Origin of the sequence: Streptomyces triculaminicus (assembly GCF_017349075.1) — a bacterium.
Taxonomy (GTDB): domain Bacteria; phylum Actinomycetota; class Actinomycetes; order Streptomycetales; family Streptomycetaceae; genus Streptomyces; species Streptomyces triculaminicus.
Window position 1 is genome coordinate 1,596,815 of sequence record NZ_JAFMOF010000001.1, and the last position, 12,729, is coordinate 1,609,543.

General features: G+C 71.5%; 16 protein-coding genes. 8 read left to right on the top strand and 8 right to left on the bottom strand.

The window, feature by feature from the left end; all coding sequences use genetic code 11:
• Nucleotides 1-204: 204 nt before the first annotated feature.
• Nucleotides 205-1,749 (bottom strand): acyl-CoA carboxylase subunit beta, encoded by a 1,545-nt coding sequence (locus J1792_RS07395; RefSeq protein ID WP_207247104.1) that lies wholly within the window; start codon nt 1,747-1,749, stop codon nt 205-207.
• Nucleotides 1,750-1,971: 222 nt separating this feature from the next.
• Here J1792_RS07395 and J1792_RS07400 point away from each other — a divergent pair, with 222 nt between their 5' ends.
• Entirely contained in the window at nt 1,972-2,472 is a 501-nt protein-coding gene (locus J1792_RS07400; protein ID WP_086569031.1) for a flavin reductase family protein, read from the top strand.
• 40 nt (nt 2,473-2,512) lie between these two features.
• Here J1792_RS07400 and J1792_RS07405 read toward each other — a convergent pair whose 3' ends face one another.
• Nucleotides 2,513-3,157: a ScbR family autoregulator-binding transcription factor gene (locus tag J1792_RS07405; protein WP_086569033.1), complete on the bottom strand. Its 645-nt coding sequence runs from the start codon at nt 3,155-3,157 to the stop codon at nt 2,513-2,515.
• Nucleotides 3,158-3,433: 276 nt separating this feature from the next.
• Between J1792_RS07405 and J1792_RS07410 the strand changes: the two genes are divergently transcribed.
• Together J1792_RS07410 and J1792_RS07415 are read left to right on the top strand one after the other, a co-directional pair.
• Entirely contained in the window at nt 3,434-3,787 is a 354-nt protein-coding gene (locus tag J1792_RS07410; RefSeq protein ID WP_207246864.1) for a winged helix-turn-helix transcriptional regulator, read from the top strand.
• Nucleotides 3,788-3,966: 179 nt separating this feature from the next.
• Nucleotides 3,967-5,088, top strand: a complete 1,122-nt coding sequence (locus tag J1792_RS07415; RefSeq protein ID WP_086569037.1) for a type III polyketide synthase — start codon at nt 3,967-3,969, stop codon at nt 5,086-5,088.
• Here the strand turns inward: J1792_RS07415 and J1792_RS07420 are convergent.
• From J1792_RS07420 to rpmB, 5 genes are all read right to left on the bottom strand, one after another.
• Nucleotides 4,976-6,766: a S8 family serine peptidase gene (locus J1792_RS07420; protein ID WP_242645468.1), complete on the bottom strand. Its 1,791-nt coding sequence runs from the start codon at nt 6,764-6,766 to the stop codon at nt 4,976-4,978. The genes J1792_RS07415 and J1792_RS07420 overlap by 113 nt on opposite strands.
• 142 nt (nt 6,767-6,908) lie before the next feature.
• Nucleotides 6,909-7,364, bottom strand: coding sequence for a tellurite resistance TerB family protein (locus J1792_RS07425; RefSeq protein WP_207246865.1), 456 nt, complete (start codon nt 7,362-7,364; stop codon nt 6,909-6,911).
• A 117-nt stretch (nt 7,365-7,481) separates the two neighbouring features.
• Complete coding sequence (locus J1792_RS07430; protein ID WP_086565991.1) at nt 7,482-8,510, bottom strand: rod shape-determining protein; 1,029 nt, start codon at nt 8,508-8,510, stop codon at nt 7,482-7,484.
• 431 nt (nt 8,511-8,941) lie between these two features.
• Nucleotides 8,942-9,247, bottom strand: a complete 306-nt coding sequence (rpsN, locus tag J1792_RS07435; protein ID WP_086565992.1) for a 30S ribosomal protein S14 — start codon at nt 9,245-9,247, stop codon at nt 8,942-8,944.
• Nucleotides 9,247-9,483, bottom strand: coding sequence for a 50S ribosomal protein L28 (gene rpmB / locus J1792_RS07440; RefSeq protein WP_086565993.1), 237 nt, complete (start codon nt 9,481-9,483; stop codon nt 9,247-9,249). Before rpmB ends, rpsN begins: the two co-directional genes overlap by 1 nt.
• 50 nt (nt 9,484-9,533) lie before the next feature.
• Between rpmB and rpmG the strand changes: the two genes are divergently transcribed.
• From rpmG to J1792_RS07465, 5 genes are all read left to right on the top strand, one after another.
• A complete protein-coding gene (gene rpmG / locus J1792_RS07445) occupies nt 9,534-9,698 on the top strand; it encodes a 50S ribosomal protein L33 (protein WP_086565994.1) in 165 nt (54 codons plus the stop codon).
• A gap of 5 nt (nt 9,699-9,703) precedes the next feature.
• Nucleotides 9,704-9,961, top strand: coding sequence for a type B 50S ribosomal protein L31 (locus J1792_RS07450; protein WP_207246866.1), 258 nt, complete (start codon nt 9,704-9,706; stop codon nt 9,959-9,961).
• Entirely contained in the window at nt 9,961-11,118 is a 1,158-nt protein-coding gene (locus J1792_RS07455) for a GTP-binding protein (protein WP_207246867.1), read from the top strand. Before J1792_RS07450 ends, J1792_RS07455 begins: the two co-directional genes overlap by 1 nt.
• 65 nt (nt 11,119-11,183) lie before the next feature.
• Nucleotides 11,184-11,462 (top strand): 30S ribosomal protein S18, encoded by a 279-nt coding sequence (gene rpsR, locus J1792_RS07460; RefSeq protein WP_086565997.1) that lies wholly within the window; start codon nt 11,184-11,186, stop codon nt 11,460-11,462.
• A gap of 124 nt (nt 11,463-11,586) precedes the next feature.
• A complete protein-coding gene (locus J1792_RS07465; RefSeq protein ID WP_242645469.1) occupies nt 11,587-11,844 on the top strand; it encodes a DUF397 domain-containing protein in 258 nt (85 codons plus the stop codon).
• 78 nt (nt 11,845-11,922) lie between these two features.
• On the opposite strand, the gene J1792_RS07470 is transcribed toward J1792_RS07465, so the two are convergent.
• On the bottom strand, nt 11,923-12,417 hold the full coding sequence (locus J1792_RS07470; RefSeq protein ID WP_179198712.1) for an ATP-binding protein: 495 nt from the start codon (nt 12,415-12,417) through the stop codon (nt 11,923-11,925).
• Between the last annotated feature and the right edge of the window lie 312 nt (nt 12,418-12,729).

A 12,729-nucleotide genomic window follows, 5' to 3' on the forward strand; every position in this document is an offset into this window, starting at 1 on the left:
GACTTCACTCGCGCCTCGCGCCCGGTGCTTACGTCACGGTAAGCACTTCGAGGTAAGTGGGCACTTTCAGGTAGGTACTTGCCCCCGCATGCCTGGACCTGCGTAAATCGGGGCAGGCCACATGGCCCGTCCCCCGGGATCAGGCCCGGACCGTCGCGGACGGTCCGGGTCTTTTCCGTTGCGGGGCCGGGGGTCGCCCCGTGTCTACTGCGGCTGGTTGCCGTGCTTGCGGGCGGGCAGCGCGGCGTGCTTGTTGCGGAGCATGGTCAGCGCGTCGATGAGGGCGGTGCGGGTCAGGGCCGGGTCGATGACGTCGTCCACCAGACCGCGCTCGGCGGCGTAGTAGGGGTGCATGAGCTCGTCGCGGTACTCGGCGATGCGGGCCTGGCGGGTGGCCTCGGGGTCGTCGGAGGCGGCGATCTCGCGCCGGAAGACGACGTTGGCGGCGCCCTCGGCGCCCATGACCGCGATCTCGTTGGTGGGCCACGCCAGGGCGAGGTCGACGCCGATCGAGCGGGAGTCCATCACGATGTACGCCCCGCCGTAGGCCTTGCGCAGCACCAGGGAGATCCGGGGCACGGTGGCGTTGCAGTAGGCGTAGAGCAGCTTGGCGCCGTGCCGGATGACGCCGCCGTGCTCCTGGTCGACGCCGGGCAGGAAGCCGGGCACGTCCACGAGGGTGACCAGCGGGATGTTGAAGGCGTCGCACATCTGGACGAAGCGGGCGGCCTTCTCGGAGGACTCGATGTCGAGCACGCCGGCCAGCCGCTGCGGCTGGTTGGCCACGATCCCGGTCACCTCGCCGCCCAGCCGGGCCAGCGCGCAGATGATGTTGGGGGCCCAGCGCTCGTGCACCTCGAAGAAGTCGCCGTCGTCGACGATCTCCTCGATGACCGCGCGCATGTCGTACGGGCGGTTGCCGTCGGCCGGCACCAGGTCGAGCAGGCGCTCGGTGCGCCGGTCCGCCGGGTCGTGGGCGATCTCGGAGGGCGGCATCTCGCGGTTGTTGGAGGGCAGCAGCGACAGCAGGTGCCGTACGTCCTCCAGGGCCGCCTCCTCGTCGTCGTACGCGAAGTGGGCGACCCCGGAGGTCTCGGCGTGGACGTCGGCGCCGCCGAGGCCCTCCTGGGTGATCTGCTCGCCGGTGACCGCCTGGACCACGTCGGGGCCGGTGATGAACATCTGCGAGGTGCCCCGGACCATGAAGACGAAGTCGGTCAGGGCGGGGGAGTAGGCGGCGCCGCCCGCGCAGGGGCCCATGATGACGCTGATCTGGGGCAGCACGCCGGAGTTGCGGACGTTGCGCTGGAAGATGCCGCCGTAGCCGGCCAGCGCGGTGACGCCCTCCTGGATGCGGGCGCCGGCACCGTCGCACAGGCCCACGATGGGGGCGCCCGCGGTCTCGGCCAGGTCCATCAGCTTGTGGATCTTCTGGGCGTGGGCCTCGCCGAGCGCACCGCCGAAGATCCGGAAGTCGTGGGCGTAGGCGAAGACCGTCCGGCCGTCGACCTCGCCCCAGCCGGTGACGACGCCGTCGGTGTACGGCTTCCTCGCCTCCAGGCCGAAGCCGGTGGCGCGGTGCCGCCGGAAGGCCTCGGTCTCGCTGAAGGTCCCCTTGTCGAAAAGGAGTTCCAGTCGCTCGCGGGCCGTCAGCTTGCCCTTGGACTTCTGTGCCTCGGTGGCCTTGGCGCTCGGCCCCTCGAGGATCTGCTCGCGCAGCTCGGCCAGCTCCGCCACGCGGTCGGCCATGCCGTCCGGGGTGCTGTTCGGCGGCTTGTCCTCGACGATGCTCACGCGGACCTCTTCTCCGGTCGGGAACGCCCCGTCGTAGGGTGGCGCTCGGCGCCGCCAGCGTGGCGAGGTCCGCTATACGGCGGCTCGAAGCGAGGTGGACTCCGGCCTGGGGCGCGCCCCACCGCCTCTCACCCGTACCTCGATCCCGCCTCGAGTGGGGCCGCCCAGTCTGTCGGCGTGCTCACAGAGACGACAGAGACGATTTCCCCCGACCTGTTCCGCGCCGCGCTCTCCCACTGGGCCAGCGGCGTCACCGTGGTGACGACGCGCGACGCCGCCGGGCAGAACCACGGGTTCACGGCCAGCGCGTTCTCCTCGGTGTCGCTGGACCCGGCGCTCGTGCTGGTGTGCCTCGACAACAGAGCGAACTGCTTCGACGCCTTCGACAGCTCGGAGGGCTTCGTCGTCCACCTGCTGGCGCGGGACCAGCAGGAGCTGGCGGGGCGCTTCGCCAGCAAGGGGGCGGACAAGTTCGCGGGGTCGGGGGTGACGCTCTCGCCGGCCGGGCAGCCGCTCCTGCCGGGCGCGCTGGCACGCCTGGAGTGCCGCACCGAGCGGCGCGTTCCGGGCGGCGACCACCTGATCCTCATCGGCGAGGTGCACCAGGCCTCGGAGCGGGAGGGCGAGCCGCTGGTCTACTTCCAGCGCCGGTTCCACGACCTGACGCCCGCCGGCTGACCGGCCTCGCGACCGGTTCGGCGGCTCCGGCCCGAACGGCTCAGTTCGGGGCCGGAACGCCGGCCTCCGACATCAGGCGCAAGGGCCGGTCCGCCGCCACGTCCAGCCGGGGCAGCACCTCGGGCACGGCGATGGCCGGCAGGACCAGCCGGAAGAGCGCGGCGATCTCGTGCACCAGCTCCCCCTCCTGCGGCACGGCGTCGGAGACCAGCTGCACCCCCGTCCAGGACCCGACCAGCAGCCGCGCGACCTGCACGGGGTCCACGCCCGGCAGCGTCTCCCCGTTGGCGCCGGCCTGCCGCAACAGCTCGGCGAGCACCTCGATCCAGTCGGGCCACCTGGTGCCGAACAGCGCCCGCGCCCGCTGGTCCACGGACAGCCGCAGGGAGGCCCGCAGCAGCGGCTCCCGCGTCAGCCGGTACGCCAGCAGCAGCGAGGCGTCCACCAGCTCCTGCAGTTTGAGCTCCTGGGGCAGCACGCCCTCCGTGGTGACGGCCGTGTCGAGCACGCCCCGCGCCAGGTCCTCCTTGGAACTGAAATGGAAGTACAGGGCGCCCCGCGTCACCTCGGCCTGCGCAAGGATCTGGGCGATGGTGGCCGCTTCGTAACCCCACTCGTCGAAGACTTTTCCGGCGGCCTCGAGAATCGCCCACCGGGTCCGGATCGCACGCTCCTGCTGCGGCATGCAAACCCTCCTTCTGTTTCGACGGGTCCGGCGATCCCCGATTGCCGGCATTCCAGGGGGCCGTGTCCGTAGCGGTGGAGTAATCCTGCACGTTGGAAGAGAGAATTCCGAATCGACAGGAGCGGGTACGGGAACCGGAATTCGATGCGGAGGGCGAGGTCCGCAGGGCGGAAAGGCGACCCTTCCGAAAGGAAAAAATACCGCTTATGCGGTATGGTCTGCTGGTCATGGTGAGACTCAGTCAGCTGCGGTCGTGGTGCCGGGTAGGGGTGGGGCATGAGAGGCCAGTCGTTACCGACCTTGCCGTCGTTCACCGGTGGGCTGGTGGCCGCCCTGGGCGTCATCGGCGGGAAGTGGAAACCCGTGATCCTGACCGAGCTGCACCACCATCCGTTCCGCTTCGGCGAGCTCAGGCGCGCCATCCCCGGCGTCAGCGAGAAGGTGCTCAGCCAGCAGCTGCGCGAGATGGAGCTGGACGGCGTCGTCCACCGCGACGAGTGCTCCCGGACCCTGCCCCGCTCCGTGCGCTATTCGCTGACCGAGCTCGGCCTCGCCCTGCACGAGAGCCTGCGGCCACTTGCCGCCTGGGGCGAACAGCACGAACAGCGCGCGCCACGGGCCGGGCGATGACGGAAGGCGCGCCCTTGCGTCGGCCCCGGCCCCTACGGGAAATTCCACTCTTCGGGTGAAGTTCCCACCCAAATGTGTGTTGGTCTTCCCAATGCGGCATGTACTGGACATAAGCTGCCGGATCATTTCGGCGGTCCAGGCATCGAGCATCGATACCGACGCGACTGGGAGAGGCCGTCATGGCGACTTTGTGCAGACCGGCCATCGCCGTCCCCGAGCATGTGATCACGAGGGAAGAGACTCTGGAGCTCGCCCGTACGCTGCATGCCGATCACCCACAGCTGGGGCTCGCGCTCCGGCTGATCGGCAATACGGGTGTGCAGAAACGACACCTCGTGCAACCGATCGAGGACACGCTCAAACATCCGGGCTTCACCATGCGCAACGCCCGCTACGAACGGGAGGCCAAGGCGCGCGTTCCCGATGTCGTACGACGTGCGCTCGACCATGCCGAGCTGACCCCCCGCGACATCGACCTCATCGTCTACGTCTCGTGCACCGGCTTCATGATGCCGTCGATGACGGCATGGCTGATCAACACCATGGACTTCCGCAACGAGACCCGGCAGCTGCCCATCGCCCAGCTGGGCTGCGCGGCGGGCGGGGCGGCCATCAACCGCGCGCACGACTTCTGCCGGGCCTATCCCGGGGCGAACGTGCTGATCGTGGCTTGCGAATTCTGTTCACTGCTCTATCAGCCCACCGACCTGGGCGTCGGCAATCTGCTCTCCAACGGGCTCTTCGGCGACGCGCTGGCCGCGGCCGTCGTGCGCGGCGAGGGCGGCACGGGCGTGCGGATCGAGGCCAACGGCTCGCATCTGGTGCCCGACACCGAGGACTGGATCTCCTACGGAGTACGGGACACCGGCTTCCACTTCATCCTGGACAAGCGGGTGCCGGGCACGATGGCGATGCTCGCTCCCGCCATGCGCGACATGGCCGAGCCCCACCAGTGGGACGTCTCCGAGCTCGACTTCTACATCGTGCACGCCGGCGGTCCGCGCATCCTGGACGACCTCAGCCACTATCTGGGCCTGGCGCCGGAGACGTTCCGCTACAGCAGGGAGACCCTCACCGAGCGCGGCAACATCGCCAGCGCGGTCATCTTCGACGCCCTCGAGCGGCTGTTCCAGGACGGGGGCGCCGACCACCAGGCCCGGGGCGTCATCGCCGGCTTCGGCCCGGGCATCACCGCGGAGATCGCGCTGGGCACCTGGTCCCGGAGCAACGGCCACGGCGGCGCGAACGGCGACGGTCACGGGGGCGGCGAGCGCGCCGCCCCCGTGACCCAGCCGGTCTGAGGCCGGGCCCGGCGGGGTCACCCGCCGTCGGCGGGGTCGTCGACGACGAGGCCGACGACCCGGTCGCCCGCGTACCAGACGCGGACGCCCCGGCCCGCCCGCCCGCGAACGCGGCGTGCACCGCGTGGCGGACGTCCGGGCCGGGGCGCTCGAGCCCGCGCCAGGCCCCGGCCACGTACAGCCGCAGCCGCGGCCCGGACCCGGGCGGGTAGGGCATCAGCTCGTCCCGCAGCCGTTCGGCGACGCCCGAGCCGACCGGGCCGGGCAGCAGCCGCGCGAGGGCCGCGCGCAGGTCGGGGCGGTCGCCGATGCGCTGGGCGGCGGGCCGGCCGGGCGCGTCCCGCTGCGGCGAGCCGGTGGTGCGCAGCAGCTCGCGCGCCCGCCGCGGCGTCAGCGGCGGCAGGCCCGCCGCCCCGAGCACGCCCTGTACGGACGCCAGGGCGCCGCCGACGACGGCCGCCGCGGCGGAGGTGCCCCGGAAGGCGTCGGTGTACCAGGCGTCCTCGTCCGGGCCGCCGCGCAGGTCGCCGGGCCCGTCCCAGTGGCCGCCGGTCGTGGTGACCTCGTGGCCCCAGCCCTGCGCGTCCACCCGCGTCCCGAAGCACGAGAAGGCGAGCCGGGAGCGGTCCGGGCCGTGGTCGCGGCCGTGGGTGCCGGGCGGCGGGGCGCCCGCGCCCACGACGACGGCGCCCGACGAGGGGCCGCGAGCGTCGAAAGGGTTGTCCCACCAGGCGGGGAAGCCGTCCGGGCGCTCCCGGTACAGCACGTCGTCCAGGCACTCGGCGCCGTTGCCGGCGGCCGCCACGACCAGGACGCCGTTCGCCGTGGCGTGCCGGATCGCCGCGAAGTCGTCGGGCCACCACTCCAGCGGGACGCAGCCGCGCTGGTCGTCGCGGTCGCGGTAGCCGAAGCGGGGGCCGGGCCGGTGCAGCCCGACCAGGACGACGTCCCCCGGCGACAGGCGCGCCGCCGCCTGGTGGATGGCGGCGGCGGTGCCGATGCCGTGGAAGGAGGCGGCGCCGACGTGGGCGCCGGGCGCCAGCCCGGTGGTGCCGGGGCCGCCGCGGTCGCCGCACACGACGCCGATCGCGTTCGTGCCGTGGTTGCGCCAGGCCAGGTCCGCCACGGGCGTGCCCGCGACGATCCCGGCGAGCTGATGGCCCAGGTTCTCGTGGCCGAGCCGCCAGGCGGCCCCCACGTCGACGACCCGCACCCCCTCGCCGGTGCCGCCCGGCAGGGTCCAGGCCCAGCGGGCGTCCACCCCGGCGGGGGCGGGGTCCAAAAACCCCTGACGTTGAGTGAGATCGATGGGATCCGAAGGTGGTTCGACCGGGCCGCCCGGCGCGCGGGCGGGCATGGCGCTCGGTTTGACGTACGCCGCCTCGACGCCCGGCAGCGCGGTCAGCCGGGCGGCGATCTCCTCCTGCCGCCGGTCCGTGCCGCGCACCCGGTGGAAGAGGCCCAGCGGGGGAGTACGGCCGGCGCCGAAGAGGGGTTCCAAGGTCAGGCGCTCGTCGGCCAGGAACGCGTCGAGCGCGCGCAGGTCGGCCCCCGCCTCGGAGCGTACGCCCGAGGGGTCCGCGCGCAGCCGCGTCTGGGCGCGCGCCACCACGATGAGTTCGCGGTCCAGGGGGAGGTAGCTGAAGCCGCCCGCGCCGGGGCGATGCCGGTCCGCCATGAGCCCCCAATCTGCTGGGGCGGGCGAGCGGCCGGCAAGGCCGGCGGATCGGACACCGCAGTCCGGACGGCGGGCGCCTCTCAGCGGCACGGGCGCAGGTCACCGAGGCGACCCGGGCCCGTGCCGAGGGCTCAGAGGTGGCTCAGAGGTCGAACTCGGCGGGGTTGACGCCCAGCGCGAAGCAGACCTCGCGGACGACGGCCTGTTCCGACTTGTCGAAGTCGCCGTCGGCGCCGCCGATGACAATGCCGATCTGGATGACGGCACGTGCCTCGGTCGGCTTCTTGTGCACCTTGCCGATGGTCTGCATGACGCTGACCTTGCCGAAGGCGAAATCGGTGGCGAGTTTCTGGCAGTAGTCGTTGAAACGCGCCTGCAGATCGTCGGCGGGGAAGTTCCGCAGAACGTCATTGGTGGCGATCAGCGCGGCGACGCGCTGCCGCTCGGAGGCGTCGATCGAACCGTCAGCGGCCGCCACCAGAGCGCACATTGCCATGCTCGCGTCACGAAACGCCCCGCTCTTCAGGTCGTTCTTCTTCGCCAGCAACTGGCCCTGCATCGTCGTGGCCGATTCCTTGAGCCGGTCCCAGAGCGCCATGTGCGTGTATCTCCTTGTGCGAATAGGGGGTGCACAGGGAGAACCGTTCCGGTGGGTAAAGAAGTTCCCAAGGCGGCGGATGGGATTCGATTGAGGAATCGCCCTCCGGATCGGATTTCAGCTCACCATCGGGTCCAGCTTCATCGGCCGGATCCTGCCCTCCATCATCGCGCCCAGCCCGACGACGGAACAGGTGTCGGGGTTGTCCGCGACGCGTACGACCATGCCGGTCGCCTGCTCGATCATCGTGTCCAGGCCCGGGAGCATCGCACTGCCGCCCGCGAGCATCACCCCGCGATCGGCGAGGTCGGCCACCAGATCCGGCGGGCACTCGCGCAGAACGCGCCCGATGGCGTCCAGCACGCCGGTCAGCGGGGTGTGGATGGCCTCACGGACGTGGGCGGTGTTGACCAGGACCGTACGCGACAGCCCCGTCGCCACGTCCCGGCCGCGCACCTCGGTCTCCGTGCCGATCCGCATCGGGTCGAACAGCGCCAGGTGCAGGGGGTGCAACCCCTTGGAGGCCAGCATCAGTTCGTGCTCGCTGCGCAGGTGCTGGACGACGGCGTAGTCGATCGCGTCGCCCCCCACCTGGACCTTCTCGGCCGCCACGATCGAGCCCAGCGACAACACCGCGACCTGCGTCGACGCCGCGCCGCACACCACGATCATCGTCGCCTCCGGCTGCTCGACCGGCAGCCCGCAGCCCACCGCCGCGGCGATGAGCGTGTCGACCATCTCGACCTTGCGGGCGCCGAGCGCGCCGAGCACCTCGACGGCCGCCCGCTGCGCGATCGGCTCGGCGTCGTGCGGCAGGCACACGGCCGCGCGCAGCATCGGCTTGCGCCGCCAGGCCCGGCGGATCTTGTCGTCCACCAGAAAGCGCAGCATCCGCTGGGCCATGTCGATGTCGACGACCGTGCCGCCGGAGATCGGCCGTACGACCCTGATGTGGCCCGGCGTCCGCCCGGCCATCCCGCCGGCCATCTCCCCGACCGCGATCAGCGAACCCGTCCTGGTGTTGACCGCCGCCAGGCTGGGTTCGTCCACGACCAGGCCGGTGTCCTTGAGGTAGACGCGGGTCCTGGCCGCCCCGAGGTCGACGGCGACGGTGCAGCGGTTCAGCTGGTCGAGACAGAGGGTCATGGCGGAACCTGCCCTGGGGTGCGGGAGAAATCGGGGTCCATTGCCATCGTGCAAGGCGACGCGCCGCATTGCCCGCTGAAATGGGCCGCATGGGGCGGTGCCGGGCAGGCTCGTGAGCGGGGACGGAGGCGAGCACCCCCGTGGCCCGTCTCCGCCCCCGGCTCACGGATGTGAGTCTGCCAGGGGGGTCTGACAATCACCGCGGCCTCGGCTTTCGGTCCCCGCGACGCCACGTCCGACGAGCCGGGCGGGGCCGCGACCAGGCCGCCGCCACCGGGCCGCCCCGCGTCGCCATGTCGACGCCGTCAGCTGTCCGTTACCGCGGCCGGCCCCTCGCGGCGGGAGCCGTCGGCAGTGCCGCCGCACGTCCGTCCCGCCTCGAGGGTGCCCCGCCGCGACGGTGCCCCGCTCCCATGGCGGGCCGGTCACGGCTACCAGCTCGCCTTGCGCACCCCCGGCAGGAATCCGGCGTGCGCCTGCTCCCGCAGGCGGACGCGCGAGAGGCCGAAGGCCCCCACGTATCCGCGCGGCCGCCCGTCCACGGCGTCGCGGTTACGGACCCGGGTGGCGCTCGCGTCGCGCGGCTGCCGCCCCAACTCGCGCTGGGCGGACAGCCGGTCGGCGTCGCCGGTCGCGGGATCGCGGATGATCGCCTTCAGCGCGGCGCGCCGCACGGCGTACCGCGCGACGACGAGCCGCCGGGCCTCGTTCTTCGCGATCTTGCTCGTCTTCGCCATCAGACCTTGCCTCCTCGTGCCCGGATGCGCGCCACGGCGGCCTCGACGCCGATCGCGTCCACGGTCTTGATCCCCTTCGTGCTCAGGGTGAGCCGCACATGGCGTCCTTCGCCGGCGAGCCAGTAGCGCTTGCGCTGGATGTTGGGGTCGAAGCGGCGGGACGTGCGCCGGTGGGAGTGGGAGACGGAGTTGCCGAAGCCGGGGACGCGGCCCGTCAGCTGGCAGTGGGCGGACATGCGCTGCTCCTTCTTAATGAAAATGGAAACCGTTTCTGTATAGTAGCCGTATGGCCCGCAACGAGCTACGTCCCGTCATCAAGCTCCGGTCCACCGCCGGAACCGGCCACACCTACGTGACCCGCAAGAACCGCCGTAACGACCCCGACCGAATGGAACTGCGCAAGTACGACCCCGTCGCCGGTCGTCACGTGGTCTTCCGAGAGGAGCGCTGACCGTCATGAAGCCCGGAATCCACCCGCCCTACGGCCCCGTCGTCTTCCGCGACCGGGCCGCCGGCTACGCCTTCCTCACCCGGTCCACGGCCACCGGCGACAAGATCGTCGTATGGGAGGACGGCAACACCTACCCCGTCATCGACGTCGAGATCTCCTCGGCGAGCCACCCCTTCTACACAGGCACCGCCCGCGTCCTGGACACCGCGGGCCGGGTGGAGCGCTTCGAGCGCCGCTACGGCAAGCGTGGCGGTGGCCGGTGATGCCGGTCGATCCGCTGCCCGTCGTGCTGGTCGCGGGCCTGCACCGCGACGCCCGGCAGGCCACAGTCCAGCGCCTGTTGGAGTCCGTGCCGGGCAGCGTCGCGCTCCACCACGACCTGTCGACCGCCGCCGCCTTCGGGACGGTCCGCCGCACCGTACGGGACCGCTCGGGCACGCTCGACGAGGGCGAGACGCCGCTGGTCAACGACTGCGCGTGCTGCGCGCTGCGCGAGGACCTGCTGCCCGAGCTGGAGCGCCTGGCCGCGAGCGGCCTGCACCGGCTGGCCGTCGTCGAGTTGTGGGACTCCGTGGAGCCCCGGGCAATGGCCGAGGTGGTGGCCGCCCACGGCGCCGAGGAGGCCCGGCTGACCGGGGTGTTCACGGCCGTCGACCCGGCACTCGTACTGGACACGCTCGCCGTCGGGGACGACCTCGCCGAGAGCGGCCTGGCGGCCGCGCCCACCGATCAGCGCACGGTGGGCGACGCCTTCGCCCGCCAGTTGGAGTACGTGTCCGTACTGGCCCTGGGCGAGGGGCCCGAGGCGGCCGACGCGGCCGACCATGCGCTGCTGGCCCAGCTCGCCCCCGCGGCACGACACATTCCGGTCGATTCCGCCGACCTCGCCCGGGCGGCGGTCGCCGGCTTCGACGTGGAGGCGGCGGCCGCCCGCCAGCACCCGGCCTGCGCCCTGCTGCCGCAGCAGGCCGACGAGGGCGGCGTCGCCACGCTTTCCTGGCGCGCCCACCGTCCCTTCCACCCCGGCCGTCTCCACGCGGCGCTGGAGGACCTCGCCTGCGCCGCGGCCCGCAGCCGGGGGCGGTTCTGGCTGGCGGACCGGCCCGACACGCTGCTGTCGTGGGACGCGGCGGGTGGCGCGCTGTGCGTGGAGAACGCGGGCCCCTGGCTGGCCGCCCTGCCGGACGCCGCCTGGGACCTCGTGCCCGCGACGCGGCGGGTGGCCGCGGCGCTGGACTGGCACCCCGAGCACGGGGACCGCGGCCAGTACCTGACCTTCACCTCGCCCGGCCTGGACGCCGAGGGCGTGCGCTCGCTGCTGGAGTCCTGCCTGCTCACCGACGCCGAGTACGGGGCAGGCCCGACGAAGTGGCGCGGTCTCTCGCACGCGTTCGACGAACTCCTCGACCCCGTTTCCTGACAGATCCCGTCTCCGGGCAGATCCCGCTTCCCGGAGATCCCGCTTACCTCCTAAGGACTTCCGCCATGCCCCGTCGCCCCGAACTCCGCAACCGCAGGGACCTCAAGCCGCGCCCCAATCCCCTGGACGCCGCCGGAATCACCTACATCGACTACAAGGACACCGATCTGCTGCGGAAGTTCATCTCGGACCGGGGGAAGATCCGCAGTCGCCGGGTGACGCGGGTCACCGGACAGCAGCAGCGGCAGCTGACACGGGCGATCAAGAACGCCCGGGAGATGGGGCTGCTGCCCTATTCCGGAGGCTTTTCTGCTGGAGGTTCAGCTTCCGGGAAGAAGCCGTGAAGTAGTGGCGGGAACACCCTGAGTGCACGTGCATCGGCTCATGCATCGGCACATGAACGCCGGTATGATCCGGAGCAGTTGCCATCCTCGAATCCCTGTTCCGGGTGAGGGTGTCCCCCTGCAAATGATCCGGGAGAGTCCAGTGCCCCAGGCGCACAACGGCATGGCCGCCTCGGACATCGAAGATGTCGTCTGGCGAAAGAGCCGCCACTCCAACTCCCAGGGTTCCTGCGTCGAGTTCGCCAAGCTGCCGGGTGGCGGGGTCGCTGTGCGCAACTCCCGCCACCCGGATGGCCCGGCGCTCGTGTACACCCCGGCCGAGATCGAGGCCATGCTCCTCGGGATCAAGGACGGGGAATTCGACTACCTCATTCGCGATTAGCCCCCCGAATCGCGAAGGGTGGTAGTCGTGACGAGCGCTTGGGGGCCGGGGCGGCGGCCGAGGCCGCGAACGGCGCCGTCAGTCGCGCGGCAGGCGGAACAGCGCCCAGACGACCTTGCCGTGCAACGCCCCCGCGAGGGGATGCCATCCCCACGCGTCTGTGAACTGCTCCACGAGGAACAGCCCTCGCCCGCATTCGTCCCCGGCGCCGGCTTCGCCCGCGACCGGGCTCGCCTCGCTCGGATCGCGTACGGCGCATACCAGCCGCGACGTCCAGCGCAGCAGGTGGAGACGTACGGGCGGCTCGTACTCCGTACCGACACTCCTGTGGTCGGCCGGTATGGCATAGCGCATGGAGTTGGTCACGAGCTCGGAGACGACGAGGGCGACCTCGTCGAAGAGCCCGTTCAGATTCCATTGGCCCAGCGTGGATCGGGTGAACTTGCGGGCTGTGCCCACGGCTTCGAAGCGGGGTGGCAGTCCACATGAGGCCGAGGTGGAGACGGCGGATGAGTCGATCGGGGGCAGCCCTCTCCATAAAGGGGAGAGCACAGTCGATCCTTCGGTACCCATCCGAGGCACTCCTGGCAATCGAGGACGTGACGTGCACGTGTGCGAGCTCCATGGTTGCCAATGCGCGGGGCGGATGCAAGGGCAGATGCACGTGCACGAGAGGGATTTGGGGGCGCACAGGGGGTTTGCGGCGCAATTCTCCCTACGCCTCCTTCGGTAGCGCTCCCGTCGTTGGCTTGTCTGCGTAACCGGACATGCACTCAACGGAGCCCGGAAGTGGCAGACTTCGGCGCCGGGGGTAGCGGGGGTCGCCCTCAGAGGGGTGCGGAAGCGACGAGACCACAAAAAACCTGGCACAGGACCGGAAGAGGA